Below are 19,998 nucleotides of genomic sequence, written 5' to 3' on the forward strand. Positions count from 1 at the left end.
GGGATTGCTCCGATCCCTCGCCTGGTTTCCCACCGGGGGGTGGGCCTGGGTGTCGCCGGGGGGTGGGCCGGGGTTGTTGCCGGGTTTTGTTCCTGGTGGGGCCCGAGCGGGCCGCACGAGGAGGAGAACGACATGAAGAAGATCCTGGTCGCCGCGGTCCCGTTGGTCGCTGCGCTCACCTTCGCCGTGCAACCGGCGTACGCAGGCATCCATCACGACCGGCCCTCGACGGGCACCACGACCACGATCGGCTCCGACTCAGCAGCGCCGGAGTGCGTCGTCCCGGACGTCTCCGCACCCAAGGGTGCCCGGGTCGTCGACGTCACGGCGGTCGCCGAGCCGGGCGGCACGCTGGAGTTCCCGCCGCTGTTCGGGCAGGCCGAGCCGCCCCCGCCGGTGACCGGGGTGCCGGCGTTCTGCCAGGTCCAGGTCACGCTGACGCACGGCCGTGCCGGTGACCGCGAGCTGATCGAGGTGTGGTTGCCGGCGACCGGATGGACCGGCCGCTTCCAGGCGCTCGGCGGCAGCGGCTACCTCGCCGGCGGCTTCGGCCCCGAGCAGGCGAACGCGATCAAGGCCGGCTACGCGGTCGGCACCACGGACGCCGGTGCGACCCCGACCACCGGGTACACCCCCGACTGGGCGCTGACCGCCGACGGCGAGGTGAACCGGACGGTGCTGGAGAACTTCGCCGAGCGCGGCCCGCACGAGCTGGCCGTCGTCGGCAAGGCGGTCACGCGCGCCCACTACGGCCGCGCGGCGTCGTACTCGTACTGGAATGGCTGCTCGACCGGCGGCCGCCAGGGCTACATGGAGGCGCAGCGTCATCCTGGCGACTTCGACGGGGTCCTCGCCAACGCACCGGCGATCTCCTGGGACCGCTTCGCCGTGGCCGATCTCTGGCCGATCGTGGTGCAGAACGAGCTGGACGACCACCTGACGAAGTGCGAGTTCGACGCCTTCACCGCCGCGGCCGTCGCCGCCTGCGACGGCCCGGAGGCCGACGGTGTCATCGAGGACCCGTTCGCCTGCGACTTCGACCCGAAGAGCATCGTCGGGCGGACCGTTCTCTGCGACGGCGAGCAGCTGACCCTCACGGCCACCGATGCCGAGGTCGTCGACCGGATCTGGGACGGCCCGCGCTCCTCGACCGGGAAGCGGCTCTGGTACGGCCTGGCCAAGGGGGCCGACCTCAGTGCGATCGGCACCTACCCCTTCCCGGTGTCGACCGGCTGGATCGCCAGCCTGTTGAAGCAGGACCCGGCCTATGACCTCACCACGATCACCCAGGCCGACTTCGAGGCCTACCTCGAGCAGTCGGTGGAGCAATACCACGATGTCATCGCCAGCGACGACGCCGACCTGTCCGGCTTCCGTCGTGCCGGTGGCAAGCTGCTGACCTGGCACGGCCTGGCCGACCAGCTCGTCCCTGTCGGCGGCTCGATCCGCTACCACGACGAGGTCGAGAAGCGCTTCGGTCGCCGGGCGACCAGCGACTTCTACCGGCTCTTCCTCGTGCCCGGCGCCGCCCACTGCGGTCCGGGTGCGGCCCCGGCACCCGCGGACCCGCTGGGGGCGCTGGTGAGCTGGGTCGAGAAGGGCAAGGCCCCGCGCAGCCTGTCCTGAGCTGACTCATGATCGCGGAGTGGCGGTGCGCACCTGGCGCATCGCCACTCCGCAGTCGCTCCCGGCAGCGCCGCTAGAAGGCGAGCTTCTCGCCGATCGCCCGGATCGCGTCCAGGTCACCCGGCTTCGGCACCCAGGGGAGCGTGAGCGAGTCCTTGGTCTTGTCGGTGTAGCGCGGGATCACGTGGAAGTGCAGGTGGAACACCGTCTGCCACGCGGCCGGCCCGCAGTTGTTGAGTACGTTGACCCCGTCCGCCTGCAGCACGTCGACCGCCCGCTTCGCGACCGCCTGGGCGGTCTTCGCGGTGGCGGCGTAGACCGCCGGGTCGGCCTCGAGGACGTCCTTGGTGTGCGTCTTCGGCACCACCACCGTGTGGCCCTCGGCCGCCGGGGCGATGTCCGCGAAGGCGTACGTCTCGTCGTCCTCGTAGACCTTCGTCGAGGGGATGTTGCCCGCGACGATGTTGCAGAACAGGCAATCGGGATCACTCATGCCCCGAGGCTATCGGGTCACAGCCCGGCCGCGACCTCGGTTCCCTGCCTGATCGCGCGCTTGGCGTCGAGCTCGGCGGCGACGTCTGCGCCACCGATCAGGTGCCAGTGCTCGCGCTCGGTCCACAGGTCTCGCACCGACTCCTGGCCCGCGCAGAGGATGACGTGATCGACGTCGAGCGTGCGGGGCTCGCCGTCGACGGCGTAGTGGAGGGTGACCGAGTCGTCGCCGGCCTCGATCTTGTCGTACGTCGCGCCCCGGACCTGCTTGACGCCGTCCTGCTTCAGGTGGGCGCGGTGGGCCCAGCCGGAGGTCTTGCCGAGGCCGATGCCGATCGGGGTGGCCTTCCGCTGCAGCAGGGTCACCTGGCGAGCCGGTGCCTCCAGGACCGGCCTGGTCAGGCCGCCGCGGAAGGTCGCCGGGTCACCGACGCCCCACCGGGCCTTCCACTCCTCGAGGGTCTCGGGCTGGTGGGTCAGCCATGCGGACACGTCGACGCCGATGCCGCCGGCACCGATCACCGCGACGCGACGTCCCGGGACGACCCGACCGGCGAGCACGTCGGCGTACGTCACGACCCGCTCGTCCTCGGAGCCGGCGATCTGCGGGAGCCGCGGCGTGACGCCGGTGGAGACGATGACGTGGTCGAAGGGCTCGAGGTCGGTGGTGGTGGCCTCGGTGTCGAGACGTACCTCGACGCCCAGCACCTCGAGACGGCGGGTGAAGTAGCGCAGCGTGTCCTTGAAGTCCTCCTTGCCGGGCACCGCCATCGCGAGCCGGAACTGGCCTCCGACCTGCGAGGACTTCTCGAACAGGGTCACCGCGAAGCCGCGCTCGGCGGCCGAGGTGGCGGCGGCGAGGCCGGCCGGTCCGGCGCCGACGACGGCCACCTTCTGCTTGAGCTTGGTCGGCCTGAGCACCAGGGTGGTCTCGCGTGCGGCGCGCGGGTTGACCAGGCAGGAGGCGGCCTTGTTGGCGAAGGCGTGGTCCAGGCAGGCCTGGTTGCAGGCGATGCAGGTGTTGATCTCGTCGGTGCGGCCCTCGGCGGTCTTCTTGGCGAACTCGGGGTCCGCCAGCAGCGGGCGGGCCATCGAGACCAGGTCGGCCTTGCCCTCGGCGATCGCACCGTCGGCGAGCTCGGGGGTGTTGATCCGGTTGGAGGCGCAGACCGGGATGTTCACCTCGGCCTTGAGGCGCGCGGTCATGTCCAGCCAAGCGCCGCGCGGGACCTGGGTGATGATGGTGGGCACCCGCGCCTCGTGCCAGCCGATGCCGGTGTTGAAGACCGAGACGCCGGCGTCCTGGAGCGCGTAGGCGAGCTCGATCGTCTCCTCCCAGGTCTGGCCGTCCTCGACCAGGTCGAGGATCGAGAGCCGGAAGATGATCGGGAAGTCGTCGCCGACCAGCTCGCGGCTCCGGCGGACGATCTCGACCGGGAACCGCATCCGGTTGGTCGAAGTGCCGCCCCAGCGGTCCTCACGCTGGTTGGTCCGTTCGGCGAGGAACTGGTTGATCAGGTAGCCCTCGGACCCCATGATCTCGACCGCGTCGTAGCCGGCCTTCTTCGCCAGCGAGACGCTCTTGGCGAAGTCGGTCACGGTCGCGTCGACGGCCTTGTCGGAGAGGGCCGCGGGCTTGAACGGGTTGATCGGCGCCTGGACTGCCGAGGCGCTGACCGAGAACGGCGTGTACGCGTAGCGACCCGCGTGCAGCACCTGCATCGCGATCGCGCCGCCCTCCTCGTGCACCGCGCCGGTGACCCGGCGGTGCTGGGCAGCGTGCAGCCGGGAGCTCATCTCGCTCGCGAACGGCTTGAGCCAGCCGCGCTTGTTGGGCGCGTAGCCGCCGGTGATGATCAGCCCGGTGCCTCCGCGTGCCCGCTCGGCGAAGTAGGCGGCCAGCTTCGGGATGTCCCACGCGTGGTCCTCGAGGCCGGTGTGCATCGACCCCATCACCACCCGGTTGCGCAGCGTGAGCGACCCGATGGTGATCGGTGAGAGCAGGGATTCGTACGCCATGGACGTATGCTACTCACGAGTAATAAGAAGCGGCTAGTGCCCGTACCATCTACGATTCCGGCATGTTGCATCAGCCTGGGCGCACACGCCTTACTGCCATTCTCGCTCCGCTGGCTCTCGCCGCCGCGCTGACCGCCTGCGGGAGCGAGGCAGAGGACAGTGCCGATGGCGGCGCGCCCGCCTCGTGCGAGGCCGCGGACCTGCCGCTGAAGCAGGACGGCAAGCTGACCATCGGCACCGACTCCCCGGCGTACGAGCCGTGGTTCTCCGAGGACGACCCGAGCAACGGCAAGGGCTTCGAGTCGGCGGTCGCCTATGCCGTCGCCGATCAGCTCGGGTTCGCGAAGGACGAGGTCGTCTGGGTCAAGCAGGCGTTCAACACCTCCTACACGCCGGGCGAGAAGAAGTTCGACTTCGACATCAACCAGATCTCGATCACGCCCGAGCGGGCGGGCGTCGTCGACTTCTCGCAGGGCTACTACACGGCCTCGCAGGCGGTCGTGACGATGGAGAAGGATGCGGCCAAGGCCGCCTCGCTCGAGGACCTGAAGGGCCTCAAGCTCGGCGCCCAGACCGCGACCACGTCGCTCACCGCGATCCGCGAGGACGTGCAGCCGAGCACGGACCCGCTGGTCTTCGACACCAGCGACCAGGCCAAGCAGGCGCTCCTCAACGGTCAGGTCGACGCGCTCGTCTTCGACCTGCCGACCGCGTTCTACGTCACCGCCGCGGAGATCGAGGGCAGCACGATCACCGGGCAGTTCGAGAGCAGCCAGAAGCCGGAGGAGTTCGGCCTGCTGACCGAGAAGGACAGCGGTCTGGTGCCGTGCCTCGACGAGGCGCTGACCGCGCTCGAGGAGGACGGCACCCTCGCCGCGCTCGAGAAGGAGTGGCTCTCCGACGTCGTCTCCGTGCCCGTCCTGCAATGAGCCAGTCTGACGTGACGGCTTGGGCGCCCAGTGAGCGAGAGCTCGAGAGACGGGCCGTACGCCGTCGGCTGAGGCTCCAGCAGGTCGTCATCGCCACGGTGGTGACCGTCGTGGTGGCGCTCGGCGTCGTGCTCCTGGTCATCTCCTCGCCGGGGTGGGATCGGTTCCGGGACTACTTCCTGAGCTGGTCGCACGCCCGCGACTCGTTCGCGGCGATCGCGGAGGGGTTCTGGATCAACATCCGGATCTTCCTGGTCGCCGAACCGTGCGTACTCGTCCTCGGTGCGCTCGTGGCCATCGCCCGCCAGACGACCTCCCCGTGGCTGGCGCCACTGCGGCTCCTGGCCACCGGCTACACAGACCTGTTCCGTGGGGTGCCGTCGATCATGGTCGTGGTCATCTGCGGCATCGGCATCCCGGCTCTGGGGCTGTCCGGGGTGACCAGCTCGCTGTTCTGGCTGACCACGTTCGCCCTCGTGCTCTGCTACGGGGCCTATGTCGCCGAGGTCTTCCGCGCCGGCATCCTGGCGATCCATCCCACCCAGGTCGCCTCGGCCGAGGCGCTGGCGCTGACCCGGGCCCAGACCATGCGCTTCGTGGTTCTCCCGCAGGCCGTACGCCGTGTCGTACCGCCGCTGATGAACGATCTCGTCTCGCTGCAGAAGGACACCGCGCTGATCTCGGCGGTGGGTGTCTTCGAGGCGCTCCGGGCCGCCCAGGACTACCAGGGCTACAACTTCAACGGCACGCCGTTGCTGGTGGCTGCCGCGTACTTCCTCCTCGTCGCGGTGCCGCTCACCCGGCTCACCGACTGGCTGATGCGGCGACAGATCGAGAAGGAGCAGGGCAGATGACGGCGCTGCTGGAGGCCAAGGCCCTGCGCAAGGCCTATCGCGGGAAGGTCGTCCTGGACGACCTGGATCTGTCCGTCGCCGAGCACGACGTGGTCTGCCTGATCGGTGCGTCGGGGTCGGGGAAGTCGACCCTGCTGCGCTGCCTGAACCTGCTCGAGACGATCGATGACGGGGTCATCAGGTTCGACGGCCGGGAGATCTCCGATCCGCTGGTGGACCCGCGCTCGGTCCGCCGCGAGATCGGGATGGTCTTCCAGGCGTACAACCTCTTCCCGCATCTCTCCGTGCTCGACAACTGCACGCTGGCGCAGGTGCGGGTGCACGGTGTTCGACCTGGTGACGCCGCGGATCGAGCCCGGGAGCTGCTGGCCCGGTTCGGGCTGGCCGACAAGGCCGACGCCCACCCCGACGCCCTCTCCGGAGGTCAGCAGCAGCGGGTCGCGCTGGTGCGGGCGATGTGCACACGGCCGCGGCTGCTGCTCCTCGACGAGATCACCGCAGCCCTCGACCCCGAGCTCGTCGGGGAGGTGTTGGAGATCGTCCGGGCCGAGGCTGCCGCCGGCACCACCCTGGTCCTCGCCACCCATGAGATGTCCTTCGCCCGCGAGGTCGCCACCAAGGTCTGCTTCCTGGACGGCGGACGCGTGCTGGAGCAGGGGCCGCCGGAGCAGCTCTTCGGCGATCCTGTCGAGGAGCGCACCCGCGCCTTCCTCGCCCGCGTACGCTCCTGACTCCTGAACCTGATGAGCGTCTTGTAAAAGTGATCGGATCCGGCCCCTGGGGCGGGCCGTCGGGCAGTTTCCACAGAGTTATCCACAGGGTCTTGATTGTGGTCGCGTCACCTGACGCGTGCTCCTAGCGTCCCTGCGCATGGGGATCACAACGCGAATCACCACACGCGGGCGCGACGCCGGCGCGGAACCGCAGCGCACCGCCACGTACGTTTCACGTCGAACCGCCTGGGGAGTGGTTCGAGCCGTTGAAGGAGACCTGGCTGCCGCTCGAGCACGGACCGACGGTGACGGTCTGGGGTGCGCCGGTCAACGGGCCGTTGCGCGAGGTCGACCGGCTCAGGGTCGATGCCGAGAAGCAGAAAGAACAGCTCGAGTACGAGATGTGGCTACGGTCCGCGCCCGCGCTCCGCGACGTCGCACAGGTCGGTCTGACCAGCGCCGACGCATTCCTCCGAGCCTGGAACGCCGCTGCCCCGCCCCATCCGGAGACCGGACAGGACGGGGCAGCGTAGGAGTCAGGCTCAGACGGCAGCCGGGGCCGGGAAGGTCGGGTACTCGACGCCCGAGATCGACTGCACGGTGCGGACGACCTGGCAGGAGTAGCCGAACTCGTTGTCGTACCAGACGTAGAGGATGGCGGAGTCTCCGTCGACGATGGTCGCGTTGCCGTCGACGATCGAGGCGGCGCGGGAGCCGATGAAGTCGGAGGAGACCGCGTCGCGGGCGGTGGTGAAGTCCACCTGGCGACGCAGCTCGCCGGTGAGCGAGGCCTCGCGCAGGTAGTCGACGACCTCTTCCTTGGAGGTCTCGCTCTTGAGCGAGAGCGACAGGATCGCGATCGAGACGTCCGGGGTGGGGATGCGGATCGAGTTGCCGGTGATCTTCGCCTTCAGGTCCGGGAGCGCCTTGGCGACGGCGGAGGCGGCACCGGTCTCGGTGAGCACCAGGTTGAGCGGTGCGGAGCGGCCGCGGCGGTCGGCCTTGTGGTAGTTGTCCAGCAGGTTCTGGTCGTTGGTGAACGAGTGCACCGTCTCGACGTGGCCGCGGACGATGCCGAAGCGGTCTTCCATCAGCTTCAGCGGCGGCACGATCGCGTTGGTCGTGCAGGACGCGCAAGAGATGACCTGCTCGTCGCCGGTGAGGGTCTGGTGGTTGACGCCGTGGACGATGTTGGGGACGTCGCCCTTGCCCGGCGCGGTCAGCAGGACCTTCTTGATGCCCGGACGCAGGTGCTGCGAGAGGCCCTCACGGTCACGCCACTTGCCGGTGTTGTCGATGAGGATGGCGTCCTTGATGCCGTACGCCGTGTAGTCGACCGTCGTCGGGTCGTTGGAGTAGATGAACTGGATCGGGTTGCCGTTGGCGATGATCACGCCGTTCTTCTCGTCCACCGTGATGGTGCCGGCGAACTGGCCGTGGATCGAGTCGCGGCGCAGCAGCGAGGCGCGCTTGATGAGGTCGTCCTCGCCGCCCTTGCGGACGACGACGGCCTTCAGTCGCAGACCGTGGCGCGAGCCGGCCTTCTCGACGAGGAGCCGGGCGACGAGCCGGCCGATCCGGCCGAAGCCGTAGAGCACGACGTCCTGGCCACCGTTGCGCTCGATCTTGTTCTCGCCAGTGGCACCGGAGAGCTTCTCGGCGACGAACTCGTCGACGGAGAGGCCACGGTCGTCTGCTGCGTACTGGATCGCGAGCTGGCCGAGGTCGATCTTCGAGGGGCCGAGGTCGAGCTTGGCGACGGCCTGGAGCAGCGGGAACGTGTCGATGACCGAGAGCTCCTCGCCCTCGATCTGGCGCGCGAAACGGTGCGCCTTGAGGATCGAGATGTCGGACTTGCTCACCAGCGACCGGCTGTGGACCAGGATGGTGACATCCTTCTCGCGGTAGAGCTTGCCGATGATCGGGATCATCGTCTCCGCGAGCTCCTCGCGGTGCTGCCAGTCGTTGAAGGTCTCGTCGGTGTCGCTCACAGCTCAACTTTCAGTTGCTCGGGAAGGCCCATTTCGGGGCGGATGGCGCACTCCGCCAGGGTCGATTATCGGCATCCCTATAGCCCCGGCCACCTTGATCGATCCAACCTCGGACTCGGTGTGACCGGGGTCTCTTCGGGCGCCGTCTGAGTCCTTGCCGGGGCGACGAGGTACGGGAGAGGTACGGGTACGCCGTGAGTGCCTCGCGGCCTACGGTCAACGCACAATGCGACACCCGAGACCGAAGGATTCAATGATGCGTATCAGCAAGCCCGGACTTCGAGCTTCGGTGGCTGCCGTGGGGCTCATCCTCGCGTCGCTGCCGCTCGGGTTGGCCGCCTCGCCTTCCCAGGCCGCCTCGACCGGCAGCTGCAACACGGCGTCGACCAGGAACCTCGGCCTGTCGGCGTACCCGCACGACTACGGGAAGATCCCTCTCAACAGCAGCAGCTGGGACTGCTGGATGGGCAAGGGGCATGGCACCACGGCCGGGCAGAAGCGCGCCGTCAAGGCCGTCCAGAACAACATTCTGACGTGTTACTCCGGCACGACGGCGGCCGCCAGGATCCGGAACAGCGGAGGTGCTGACGGTGTGTACGGCGACGGCATGGTGAGTGCCATCAAGGCGTTTCAGCGGTACCAGCTCGGCTTCACGGGCAGTGCCATCGATGGTGTCTACGGCGTCAAGACCCGCAAGGGGATGCGCTGGGCCCACCACGCCCCGGACGGCGTGATCCTCGTCTATCCGAACGGGTACCTCTGCACGAACCCCAACCGGTTCTGAGCGTCACTCCAGCGGTGACGGCGTCTCCGTCGGGGTCGGCTCCTCGGTCGGCTCGACAGTCTCGGTCTCGGTCGGCTCGGCCGTCGGTGTCGGGCTGGCAGACTCAGTCGCCGGGGCGCTGGGGGCTGTCGCGCTCGGGGTCGGCGACTCGGCAGGGGTCGCGTCGCCGCTAGGGCCGGTCTGGCCCTCTCCGGTTTCCTCGCCGGTCTCCTCGCTCACCCCGGGGTCCGTCCCCGTGTCGACCGAGCCGCCGACCGGCGTGGTCGGCGCCGTGCTGCGCTCGCCGGTGGTCGGCTCGGCAGACGGGGTCACCTCGCCGACCTTCGGTGTGTCGTCCTGGCCGGGCAGGAGGCCGGGATTGGCGGCGACGGCCACGCCGGCCGAGACCAGGACCACGGCCGCCGCGGCCAGGACCGCGACCTTCCAGCGTCGGCCGGAAGGCTGGGCGGGCTCAGCGAACGTGGGTGCCATCGTCGGCAGGTCGGCAGTGTCGGAGGAAGTCGTGCCGGGGCGCGGAGGGCGAGCGATCTCGCCCGTGGTGAAGGCCGGCGGCAGCGTGCCGATGCTGGTCGCCTCCTCCGAGGTGACCGGGGCCGGCAGCAGGGTCCAGTCGCCGTTGGTGGCGAGGATGTCCGCGGCGGAGGGGCGTCCGGTCGGGTCCTCGGCCAGGCAGGCGGCGACCAGCGGGCGCAGGTAGACCGGGCAGAGGCTCAGGTTGGGCGACTCGCCCTTGAGCAGATGTCCCATCGAGCCGATCTCGCCACTGAACGGCCAGCGGCCGGTGGCGGCGACGAAGGCGACCAGGCCCAGTGCCCAGATGTCGACGGCGCTGGAGAAGGTGCCGGTCTGGACCTGCTCGGGCGCCTGGTAGCCGTAGGTGCCGACCGCCTTGCCGGTCTGGGTCAGCGCGGTGCCGTCGACGGAGCGGGCGATGCCCATGTCGATCACGCACGGGTCGGTGGCGCCGTAGAGGATGTTGCCCGGCTTGATGTCGCGGTGGACCAGCCCGGCGGCGTGCACCGCGGCGAGGGCCTCGGCGACGCCGGCGACCAGCTGGCGTACGTCGATCTCGGGCAGGCGCTGGCCCGAGCTGACCAGCTTGTTGAGCGGCGGGTCGGCGACGTACTCGCTCGCCATCCACGGCTGCTCGGCATCGGGGTCGGCGTCGAGGACCCTCGCGGTGAACCGGCTCTCGACCCGCTTGGCGGCCTCGATCTCCCGCTCGAACCGGGCGCGGAACCCCGGGTCGGAGGTGAGCTCGGGAAGGATCGCCTTGACCGCCGCCTTCATGCCCGCGGTGTCCTCACCCAGATAGACCACGCCCATGCCGCCGTGGCCGATGCGGCCGATGAGTTCGTACGGACCCATCTCGCGCGGATCGTTCGCGGTCAGCGGGCTGGACTGTGCGGACTGGGGGGACGTGGGGATTTCCCGAGACAACTTCTCTGCTCCTGTGCACCGGCGAGTGTGCCTCGGAGCGTATCGGACTTGACACTGAGATCCGGGCACGCCGCGTGGGCGGTCGGAATTCTGGGAGCATGACGGTCATGACTGAGTCGACGGAACCATCCACAGTGACATTGGGCCAGGGCACCGGACCCCTCCGCGGGGTCAAGGTCGTCGAGCTGGCGGGGATCGGACCGGGGCCGCACGCGTGCACGCTTCTCGCGGACATGGGTGCGGACGTGATCCGGGTCGACCGGCCGGGCGGCAACGTGCTCGGCGGGGGTGCCGGTGACCTGCTCACCCGCGGCCGCCCGAGCATCGCGCTAGACCTGAAGAACCCGGATGCCGTCGAGACCGTCCTCCGTCTGGTCGAGACCGCCGACGTGCTCATCGAGGGGCTGCGCCCTGGCGTCACCGACCGTCTCGGCCTGGGCCCCGACGCCTGTCTGGAGCGCAACCCGCGTCTCGTCTACGGCCGGATGACCGGCTGGGGCCAGGAAGGTCCGCTGGCCCAGTCCGCCGGACACGACCTCACCTACATCGCCACCACCGGCGTGCTCAACGGGCTCGGTCAGGACCCCGCCCGCCCACACTTCCCGCTCAACCTGCTCGGCGACTTCGGCGGCGGATCCACCTACCTGGTCATGGGCATCCTCGCCGCGCTCGTCTCGGCGAAGACCACCGGTGAGGGCCAGGTCGTCGACGCCGCGATCGTGGACGGCACCGCCCACCTCGCCACGATGATCTCCGGCATGCTCGCCTCCGGCACCTGGCACGAGCAGCGGCAGAGCAACCTCCTCGACGGCGCGATGCCGTTCTATGCGCTCTACGACACCGCCGACGGCCGGCAGGTCGCGGTCGGTGCGCTGGAGGGCAAGTTCTTCGCCGAGATGGTCACCCGGCTCGGGCTCGACGGGGTCTGCCCGGGGCAGTACGAGATGGAGCGCTACGACGAGATGCGCTCGCTCTTCGAGAAGACCTTCGCGTCGAAGACGATGGCCGAGTGGGCCGAGCTCTTCGAGGGCACCGACGCCTGCGTCGCCCCCGTCCTCACCCCCTCCGAGGCGGCTACGCATCCGCATCTGCAGGCTCGACAGACGTACGTCACCCACCACGGCGTCACCCAGCCGGCCCCCGCTCCGCGGTTCAGCCGGACCACCTCCACCTTGGGTGCCGGACCGGCCGCCAGCGCCGGTCAGCACACCCGTGAGGCCCTCGCCGCCTGGGGCGTCGACGACGCGGACGCGCTGATCGAGAAGGGCGCCGCGTTCCAGGACTGAGTGCCAAAACGAGTTGTGAAGCTGAGAGTGACCTATAGGCCACGCTCAGCTTCACAACCTGGTCATTGCTTTGGCGGGTTGGCTCAGTCCTTGTGGACCAGAGCGGCGGCGCGGCGACGCAGGACCACGACGAGCGCGGTGCCGGCGGCGGCAGCACCGGCGAGCATGGCCAGCAGCGGCCACATCGCGGGAACCGGTGACTCGCTGTCACCGGCGAGACCGGCGTCGATGTTTGTCGGCACGTCGGAGTCGGCGACCGGAGCCGCGGAGGACTCATCGGCAGCAGGCTCGGTCTCGTCGGAGACCGGAGTGGCCTCGGTGGGCTCGTCCGTCGGCTCCTCGGAGGCGGCGGGCTCCGTGGGCTCCTCGGAGGGAGACGGCGAGGTCGACGGCTCCTCCTCGACCGCGCAGTTCTGGAACCAGAAGACCTTGGTCTTGGTGTCGTTGCCGATGCTGCCCGGGGTGTGGATGGTGACCTTCACGTGGAAGCCCTGCTTCGGGTGGGCGAGCCCGGTCGCAGACAGCGTGTAGGTCTCGCGACCGTCGAGGCCGTCGTCGGTGCCGGCACCGCTGGCGGCGTCACCGCCCACGGGGACCGAGCTCGGGCCGTCGACGGTGAGCTCACCGGTGTCGGTCGGCGCGTGCAGCTCGAAGCTGATCTCGGAGACGATGTCCTCGCCCTCGTCGAAGCCGTACCACTCGATGTCGAGGGTGCAGCCGACGTGCGGCTCGTTGTTGGGAACGTCGTCGATGTTGCCGTGCTTGATCACCTTGACGGTGCCGTTGTTGCCGGCCGGGTCACCGTGGTCGCCGGTGGCGAACGCCGGGGTGGCGGCGAGTCCGGCAAGGGCGACGCCCGCGACAACCGCGCCGGTGCGTACGAAACTCAACACTCGAAAACCTTTCGAAGACCGTTTGACCGCACGATGCGGTCCGATGCAGCCTCAGCCATCGAAAGCGAAGGGTGAACGACCCCAAAATATCGCCGTGGATGCGTGCCGCCCCCACGACTGCAGACCGCAGCGTAGTGACCTCGCGTGCGGTTGCGGAAGTTGGGCCGCAGTTGTTTTGCCATGCCGTTCCCCGGCGGTTGAGATCCGGAATGCTTGCAAAAGTTTGCGGGACAGGGTGTCGCAAACACGTACTCCCGGGTAACGTAGCCCGCATGCATGTCGACGTACTGATCATCGGGGCCGGCGTCTCCGGCATCGGAGCGGCCGCACAGCTCCGGGAGCGACTGCCCGGCAAGACGCTCGCGATCCTCGAGCAGCGTGAGGCCAGCGGTGGGACCTGGGACCTCTTCCGCTACCCGGGCATCCGGTCCGACTCCGACATGTTCACCTTCGCCTTCAAATGGCGGCCGTGGGAGAGCGCGCAGGCCCTCGCCGACGGTCACCAGATCCGTGACTACCTGCGCCGCACGGCGAAGGACTACGGCGTCGACAAGCTGATCCACTACGGCCACAAAGTCACCGGTGCCGCGTGGAGCACCGAGGACAAGCAGTGGACGGTCTCTGTCGAGACCGCTGACGGGCCGACCGAGATCACTGCCGGCTTCCTGTGGAACTGCACGGGCTACTACGACTACGCCAACGGCTATCAGCCGGAGTTCGCCGGTCTCGACGACTACGAGGGCACCTTCGTCCACCCGCAGCACTGGCCCGAGGACCTCGACTACGCGGGCAAGAAGGTCGTCATCATCGGCTCCGGCGCGACCGCCGTCACCCTCCTGCCCAACCTGGCGGGCGAGGGCAGCGACCGGGCCGAGAAGGTGACGATGCTGCAGCGCACCCCGACGTACATCCTCTCCCGGCCGGGCCAGGACGCGATCGCCTCGCTGCTCAAGACCGCGCCGTTCAGGCTGCTCGGCAAGCTGCCGTTCAAGCGCGTGCGCGAGAAGATCGGCCACGAGACGGTCCGCTGGGAGAACATCGCGCTCACCGTCGGCAGCTACCAGCTGGCCCGCCGCGCCCCCGGGGTCGTCAAGAAGGTCATCCGCGACCAGTGGATCAACGGGCTCACCGCCCGCGGCGGCCGTCCTGGCATGACCAAGGACGAGGCGATCGCGTACGTCGACCAGCATTTCAACCCGCCCTACGACCCGTGGGACCAGCGGATCTGTTTCGTCCCCGACGGCGACATGATGAAGTCGATCCGCGAGGGGTACGCCGCGGTGGTGACCGACCGGATCAAGACCTTCGTGCCGAAGGGCATCGAGCTCGAGTCGGGCGAGACCCTCGAGGCCGACATCGTCATCTCGGCCACCGGGCTCAACCTCCGGCTCTTCGGCGGGCTCGACTACGCCGTCGACGGCGATCCGGTCAGCCTTCCCGAGCAGATGGCCTACAAGGGCCTGATGATCACCGGGATGCCGAACTTCGCCTACACGATCGGCTACACCAACGCCTCCTGGACGCTCAAGGCCGACCTGGTCACCGACTACGTGATCCGACTCCTCGACTTCATGGGTGAGAACGGCTACGACGTCGCCGCGGTGACCCGCGACCCGAGCGTTGAGGAGCGGCCGTTCATGGACCTGGCCTCCGGCTACATCCAGCGTTCGCTGGACCTCATGCCGAAGGCCGGTGACCGGGCGCCGTGGGCCGCGAAGCAGAACTACCTCGTGGACATGAAGGCCCTCGGGTCGCCGGTCGCCGACGGTGTGATCCGGTTCGCCTGAGCCGTCTGTGATTACTGTGACAGGCGTTCCAGGCCCGGCGTGAAGTACGTGGGACTACGATGGTCCCACCATGGATGGCAGGGCAGTTCGCTGGAAGCGTCACAACGATGACCGACGAAAGCGCATCGTCGATGCCGCGATCGGCCTGATCGAGACCGACGGCGTCAACGTCAGCCTGCAGGCGATCGGCCAGGCCGCCGGGCTCTCCCGCTCGGTGGTCTACCGGCACTTCGCCGACCGGCGGGAGCTCGATCTCGCCATCCAGGCCGACATCCTCGACGGTCTGTGGGCCAAGCTCTTCCCGGCGATGGAGCTGACCGGGTCGATCCGGCAGATCATCTCCCGCACCGTCGGGGCGTACGTCAACTGGGCGCTCGAGCACCCGCTCCTGCACCAGGTGGCCGACGTCGACACCGCGCCGAACGGCACCGGGCCCCTGCAGCAGGGCCTCGACCGGATCGCGGAGCGGATCAAGGAGCTGATCCTGGCCGCGTTCGAGCTGACCGGTGTGGAGATCTCCGAGGTCGACAAGAAGGCCGTCGACCCGCTGATCTACGGCCTGATCGGGATGGTCTTCGGTGCCGTGCGCCGCTGGGTCCACCTCGGCGAGGGCATTCCTGACGCCGAGCATCTGACCTCGGTCGTCACCGAGGCGATCCTGGCCATGATCGACACCCGCACGACGGCGTACGGACTCTCGATCGACCACGATCAGCCGCTCGAGGAGCTCCTCGGCTGAACCCGCCGTCAGGCAGGCAGGGTCAGGTCCGCCGGCACCACGCGAGCCAGTGCGGCACGGCACGCGATGATCCCCGGCGAGTCGGCGATCGCGGTCCGGGTCGCGGTGAAGACCGTACGCCGCGGCGAGCTCGGCAGATCGATGAGCCGCACCGCGGTCCGGTGGCGCACGCGCATCAGGTCCGAGAGCAGGGCGACGGCGTTGCCGGACTCCACGAGCGCGACGTGGGCCTCGACGTCGTCGGTCTCGTAGCGGACCTCGGGCTCGAAACCTGCCCGACGGCACTGCTCCTCGATCCAGTGGCGGGACGCAGTGCCCGGCGGCTCCATCGCCCACGGGACACAACCGGCGTCGGCGAGGGAGGTGATGTTGTCCCAGATCGCTCCGGATCCGCGGGGTGGGAGGGCGAGCCGGAGCCGGTCGGTGGTGAGCGGCTGCCGGTCGAGACCGTCGAAGTGCGGTGCGCCGTGGTCGGGATAGTGCTCGGCGACCACCAGGTCGAGCTCGCGCAGGGCGAGGTCGTTGAGCGCCTGCTCGGGAGCGCGCTGGGACAGCATGACCCGCAGCCGGGGATGGCGCCGGGTCAGGTCGGCGAGAGCCTGCGGCATGTAGGCGAGGGCCACTGACTGGAAGACGGCAACCCGGACCGTGCCGGCGGTCTCGTCGCCGAGCGCGGTGACAGCGGCCTCGGCGGCCTCGAGCCGGGCCAGGATCTCGGTCGTGTGCTCGACGAGCACCTCCGCCGCGGCGGTGAGCTGGACCCGTCTTCCCGCCTTGGTGAGAAGGGGGACGCCGACCTCGCGCTCGAGCTGGCCGAGCTGCTGGGAGACCGACGAGGGGCTCTGGTGGAGGGCTTCGGCGACCTCCGCCAGCGTCCCGCGGGCGGCGAGCTCGGCGAGGAGGCGGAGGCGGCGGACGTCGAGCATCTAACCATTCACCTCTACTTACGAATCATCTCCAGGAAACATCGCTTTATCTTACGTGACTCCGGTCGCATACTCGGCACTATGACCACCAATGACGCGCTCATCGCCGAGGTCGACCACCTCGTTCGTGGCTGGTTGGCGAAGGCTTCGACCAAGCCCGCCGCCCCGGCTGCACAGCGCCTCGCCGACGTACTCAAGGACCCTGCCGGCCTCGACTTCACCGTCGGCTTCGTCGACCGGGTGATCCGGCCCGAGGACGTACGCGTGGCCGCGGCCAGCCTGCGTGAGCTGGCCGGCAACGTGCCTTCGTTCCTGCCCTGGCACCTGAAGCTGGGCGTGAAGCTCGGCGCGCTGATGTCGCTGGTCGCGCCCTGGTTCGTCATCCCGGTGGCGCGGCGTGCGCTGCGGCAGATGGTGGGGCACCTGCTGATCGACGCCTCCGACGCGCGGCTCGGACAGCAGATCTCGCGGATCCGCGAGCGCGGCGTGAACCTGAACATCAACCTCCTCGGCGAGGCCGTCCTGGGGCAGAAGGAGGCCGACCGGCGTCTGGCCGGGATCCGCAAGCTCTTGGCGCGCGACGACGTCGACTACGTCTCGGTGAAGGTCTCCTCGCCGGTCGCGCCGCACGCGGTCTGGGCCTACGACGATGCGGTCACCCACGTGGTCGATCGGCTCCTCCCGCTCTACACCTACGCGGCGAAGTCCTCGGCTGCCGGGACGAAGAAGTTCATCAACCTGGACATGGAGGAGTACCGCGACCTCGACATGACCATCGACGTCTTCACGCGGCTCCTCGACCGGCCCGAGCTGGCCGACCTGGAGGCGGGGATCGTCCTGCAGGCCTACCTGCCCGACGCCATGTCGGCGATGATCCGGCTCCAGGACTGGTCGGCTGCTCGTCGCGCGCGTGGGGGCGCGGCGATCAAGGTGCGGCTGGTCAAGGGTGCCAACCTGCCGATGGAGCACGTCGAGGCGTCGCTGCACGGCTGGCCGGTCGCGACCTGGTCGACCAAGCAGGACTCCGACACCAACTACAAGCGGGTGCTGTCCTGGGCGCTGACGCCCGAGCGGATGGGCAACGTGCGCGTCGGCGTCGCCGGCCACAACCTGTTCGACGTGGCGTACGCCTGGATCCTGGCTGGTCAGCGCGGGGTTCGTGACTCGGTCGAGTTCGAGATGCTGCTGGGGATGGCCGAAGGTCAGGCCGAGGCGGTCCGGGAGACCGTGGGTGGCCTGCTGCTCTATGTGCCGGTCGTGCACCCGAAGGACTTCGATGTCGCGATCGCCTATCTCGTGCGTCGCCTCGAGGAGGGCGCCAGCACCGAGAACTTCATGTCGGCCGTCTTCGACCTCAACTCCTCCGAGACCCTCTACAAGCGTGAGAAGGAGCGGTTCGTACGCTCCCTCGCGGCTGTCGACGACTCCGTTCCGTCGTCGAACCGGACCCAAGACCGACGCAAGCCGGTCGACGTCGCGCCGGTGGCCGGAGTGTTCGAGAACACCCCCGACACCGATCCGCACCTGCCGGGCAACCGGGAGTGGGGCAAGGCGATCATCGCCCGGGTGGGCTCCTCGACGTTGGGTGACCAGCTCGTCGCCGACCACACGCTGAGCTCGGTGGAGGCCGTCGAGTCGGTGCTCGAGGGTGCCGTCGGGGCCCAGGCCGACTGGGGCCGCAAGACCGGCGCCGAGCGGGCCGCCGTGCTCCGGGCCGCCGCGGTCGAGGTCGAGCGGCGCCGGGCCGAATGGCTCGAGGTTGCCGCCTCCGAGTGCGGCAAGACGCTCGACCAGGGTGACCCCGAGGTCTCCGAGGCGATCGACTTCCTCAACTACTACGCGGGTCTGGCCGAGGAGCTCGACACGGTCGACGGCGCGCGTGCGGTGCCGGTGCGGTTGACGCTCGTCACCCCGCCGTGGAACTTCCCGCTCGCCATCCCGACCGGTGGCGTCGCGGCCGCGCTCGCGGCCGGGTCGGCCGTGGTGATCAAGCCGGCCCCGCAGGCGAAGCGCTGCGGTTCGGTGCTGGTCGAGACGCTCTGGGCCGCGGGGGTGCCGAAGGAGGTGCTGCGGCTGGTGCACGTGCCGGAGAACGAGGTCGGTCGTGCGCTGATCGCCTCGCCGCTGGTCGGCCGCCTGGTGCTGACCGGTGCGTTCGACACGGCCGAGCTCTTCCGTTCGTTCCGCCCGGACCTGCCGCTGCTGGCCGAGACCTCCGGCAAGAACTCGCTGGTGGTCACCCCGGACGCTGACCTCGACCTGGCCGTCAAGGACCTCGTCTACTCCGCCTTCGGTCACGCCGGACAGAAGTGCTCGGCGGCGTCGCTGGGGATCCTGGTCGGCTCCGTCGCGACCTCCCGGCGCTTCCGCGACCAGCTGATCGACGCGGTGACCTCGCTCGAGGTCGGCTACCCGACCGACCCGGCCGTGCAGATGGGGCCGGTCATCGAGCCCGCCTCCGGCAAGCTGCTCAACGCGCTGACGTCGCTCGCCCCGGGCGAGTCGTGGCTGGTCAAGCCGCGCCAGCTCGATGACACCGGGCGGCTCTGGTCCCCGGGTGTGAAGACCGGGGTGGCCCGCGGCTCGGAGTTCCACCTGACCGAGTACTTCGGTCCCGTCCTCGGCCTGATCTCGGCCGACTCGCTCGACGAGGCGATCGAGATCCAGAACCAGGTCGACTACGGCCTCACCGCGGGCATCCACAGCCTCGACCGGGCCGAGATCTCGCAGTGGCTCGACTCCGTCGAGGCCGGCAACGCCTACGTCAACCGCGGCATCACCGGCGCGATCGTGCGTCGCCAGCCGTTCGGTGGCTGGAAGAAGTCGGCGGTCGGCGCCGGGACGAAGGCCGGTGGGCCCAACTACCTGGTCGGCCTCAGCGACTGGGTCCCGGCTCCTGCCATCGAGCTCGCGACGCCGGCTCCTGCCGTACGGTCGCTCGTCGACTGGGCCGGTCGGCTCGGGGTCGACGGGTTGCCGATGCTCCAGCGCGGTGCCGGCTCGGACGCGGTCGCCTGGGAGCGCGAGTTCGGTTCCGCCCGCGACGTCTCGCGACTGACCGCCGAGGTCAACGTGCTGCGCTACTCGCCGGTGCCGGTCACCCTGCGCCACGAGGGCGGCCACCTCGCTCACCTGCTGCGCGTCCTCGCCGCCGGCGTCGCTGCCGGGGCTCCGGTCACGGTCTCGGTCGCCGCTGCGCTGGACGAGGAGACTGCCTCCCTGGTGCGGGCGACCGGTGCGACGTACGTCGTCCAGGACGCGGCCGCGTGGGGCGCCACGCTGACCGGGCCGGATGCGCCCGGCCGCGTACGCCTCCTGGGTGGGTCGCGCGAGACCTTCGCAGAGGCGAGCCAGGGCCGCGTCGACATCGCCCTCTACGCCCAGCCCGTCGTCGAGGCCGGCCGCATCGAGCTGCTCACCTTCCTGCGCGAGCAGGCCGTCTCGATCACCGCCCACCGCTTCGGCTCCCCGACCCCGCTGGTGGAGAACCTCTTCTGATTTCCGCACGCCGAGTCGGCT

16 protein-coding genes are annotated in these 19,998 nt (G+C 69.5%); 10 read left to right on the top strand and 6 right to left on the bottom strand.

The window, feature by feature from the left end:
* The first annotated feature begins 132 nt into the window (after positions 1 to 132).
* On the top strand, positions 133 to 1,626 hold the full coding sequence (locus ACFU7D_RS19170; RefSeq protein WP_378869997.1) for a tannase/feruloyl esterase family alpha/beta hydrolase: 1,494 nt from the start codon (positions 133 to 135) through the stop codon (positions 1,624 to 1,626).
* Positions 1,627 to 1,699: 73 nt separating this feature from the next.
* On the opposite strand, the gene ACFU7D_RS19175 is transcribed toward ACFU7D_RS19170, so the two are convergent.
* Complete coding sequence (locus tag ACFU7D_RS19175) at positions 1,700 to 2,119, bottom strand: HIT family protein (RefSeq protein ID WP_378729977.1); 420 nt, start codon at positions 2,117 to 2,119, stop codon at positions 1,700 to 1,702.
* A gap of 17 nt (positions 2,120 to 2,136) precedes the next feature.
* Positions 2,137 to 4,137: an NADPH-dependent 2,4-dienoyl-CoA reductase gene (locus ACFU7D_RS19180; RefSeq protein WP_378870003.1), complete on the bottom strand. Its 2,001-nt coding sequence runs from the start codon at positions 4,135 to 4,137 to the stop codon at positions 2,137 to 2,139.
* Positions 4,138 to 4,199: 62 nt separating this feature from the next.
* On the opposite strand from ACFU7D_RS19180, the gene ACFU7D_RS19185 reads away from it, so the two are divergent.
* The 4 genes from ACFU7D_RS19185 to ACFU7D_RS19200 all read left to right on the top strand — a co-directional run bounded on the left by ACFU7D_RS19185 (position 4,200) and on the right by ACFU7D_RS19200 (position 7,166).
* Entirely contained in the window at positions 4,200 to 5,066 is an 867-nt protein-coding gene (locus tag ACFU7D_RS19185) for an ABC transporter substrate-binding protein (protein ID WP_378870005.1), read from the top strand.
* Entirely contained in the window at positions 5,063 to 5,920 is an 858-nt protein-coding gene (locus tag ACFU7D_RS19190) for an amino acid ABC transporter permease (RefSeq protein ID WP_378870008.1), read from the top strand. Before ACFU7D_RS19185 ends, ACFU7D_RS19190 begins: the two co-directional genes overlap by 4 nt.
* Positions 5,917 to 6,651: an amino acid ABC transporter ATP-binding protein gene (locus ACFU7D_RS19195; RefSeq protein ID WP_378870012.1), complete on the top strand. Its 735-nt coding sequence runs from the start codon at positions 5,917 to 5,919 to the stop codon at positions 6,649 to 6,651. Before ACFU7D_RS19190 ends, ACFU7D_RS19195 begins: the two co-directional genes overlap by 4 nt.
* Positions 6,652 to 6,899: 248 nt before the next feature.
* Positions 6,900 to 7,166, top strand: coding sequence for a hypothetical protein (locus ACFU7D_RS19200; protein ID WP_378870014.1), 267 nt, complete (start codon positions 6,900 to 6,902; stop codon positions 7,164 to 7,166).
* A gap of 9 nt (positions 7,167 to 7,175) precedes the next feature.
* Here the strand turns inward: ACFU7D_RS19200 and ACFU7D_RS19205 are convergent, their stop codons facing one another.
* Positions 7,176 to 8,624: a glyceraldehyde-3-phosphate dehydrogenase gene (locus ACFU7D_RS19205; protein ID WP_378870017.1), complete on the bottom strand. Its 1,449-nt coding sequence runs from the start codon at positions 8,622 to 8,624 to the stop codon at positions 7,176 to 7,178.
* A 256-nt stretch (positions 8,625 to 8,880) separates the two neighbouring features.
* On the opposite strand from ACFU7D_RS19205, the gene ACFU7D_RS19210 reads away from it, so the two are divergent.
* Positions 8,881 to 9,408: a peptidoglycan-binding domain-containing protein gene (locus ACFU7D_RS19210; protein ID WP_378870020.1), complete on the top strand. Its 528-nt coding sequence runs from the start codon at positions 8,881 to 8,883 to the stop codon at positions 9,406 to 9,408.
* A 3-nt stretch (positions 9,409 to 9,411) separates the two neighbouring features.
* On the opposite strand, the gene ACFU7D_RS19215 is transcribed toward ACFU7D_RS19210, so the two are convergent.
* On the bottom strand, positions 9,412 to 10,776 hold the full coding sequence (locus ACFU7D_RS19215) for a serine/threonine-protein kinase (protein ID WP_378870022.1): 1,365 nt from the start codon (positions 10,774 to 10,776) through the stop codon (positions 9,412 to 9,414).
* Between the two features lie 179 nt (positions 10,777 to 10,955).
* On the opposite strand from ACFU7D_RS19215, the gene ACFU7D_RS19220 reads away from it, so the two are divergent.
* Positions 10,956 to 12,134, top strand: coding sequence for a CaiB/BaiF CoA transferase family protein (locus tag ACFU7D_RS19220; protein ID WP_378729959.1), 1,179 nt, complete (start codon positions 10,956 to 10,958; stop codon positions 12,132 to 12,134).
* Positions 12,135 to 12,217: 83 nt separating this feature from the next.
* Here the strand turns inward: ACFU7D_RS19220 and ACFU7D_RS19225 are convergent, their stop codons facing one another.
* Positions 12,218 to 13,024 carry a hypothetical protein gene (locus ACFU7D_RS19225; RefSeq protein WP_378870024.1) on the bottom strand — a complete coding sequence of 269 codons (807 nt, stop codon included), beginning with the start codon at positions 13,022 to 13,024 and terminating at the stop codon, positions 12,218 to 12,220.
* 275 nt (positions 13,025 to 13,299) lie between these two features.
* Here ACFU7D_RS19225 and ACFU7D_RS19230 point away from each other — a divergent pair, with 275 nt between their 5' ends.
* Entirely contained in the window at positions 13,300 to 14,814 is a 1,515-nt protein-coding gene (locus tag ACFU7D_RS19230) for a flavin-containing monooxygenase (RefSeq protein WP_378870026.1), read from the top strand.
* 70 nt (positions 14,815 to 14,884) lie between these two features.
* On the top strand, positions 14,885 to 15,553 hold the full coding sequence (locus ACFU7D_RS19235; RefSeq protein ID WP_378729953.1) for a TetR/AcrR family transcriptional regulator: 669 nt from the start codon (positions 14,885 to 14,887) through the stop codon (positions 15,551 to 15,553).
* Positions 15,554 to 15,561: 8 nt separating this feature from the next.
* Here the strand turns inward: ACFU7D_RS19235 and ACFU7D_RS19240 are convergent, their stop codons facing one another.
* Positions 15,562 to 16,479, bottom strand: a complete 918-nt coding sequence (locus ACFU7D_RS19240; protein WP_378729951.1) for a LysR family transcriptional regulator — start codon at positions 16,477 to 16,479, stop codon at positions 15,562 to 15,564.
* An 81-nt stretch (positions 16,480 to 16,560) separates the two neighbouring features.
* Between ACFU7D_RS19240 and ACFU7D_RS19245 the strand changes: the two genes are divergently transcribed.
* The gene (locus ACFU7D_RS19245; RefSeq protein ID WP_378870028.1) at positions 16,561 to 19,977 is read left to right on the top strand and encodes a bifunctional proline dehydrogenase/L-glutamate gamma-semialdehyde dehydrogenase; all 3,417 of its coding nucleotides are present in this window, start codon (positions 16,561 to 16,563) and stop codon (positions 19,975 to 19,977) included.
* Positions 19,978 to 19,998 lie beyond the last annotated feature (21 nt).

The sequence above is a fragment of the Nocardioides sp. NPDC057577 genome, from assembly GCF_042801335.1.
In the GTDB taxonomy this organism is placed as follows: Bacteria; Actinomycetota; Actinomycetes; order Propionibacteriales; family Nocardioidaceae; genus Nocardioides.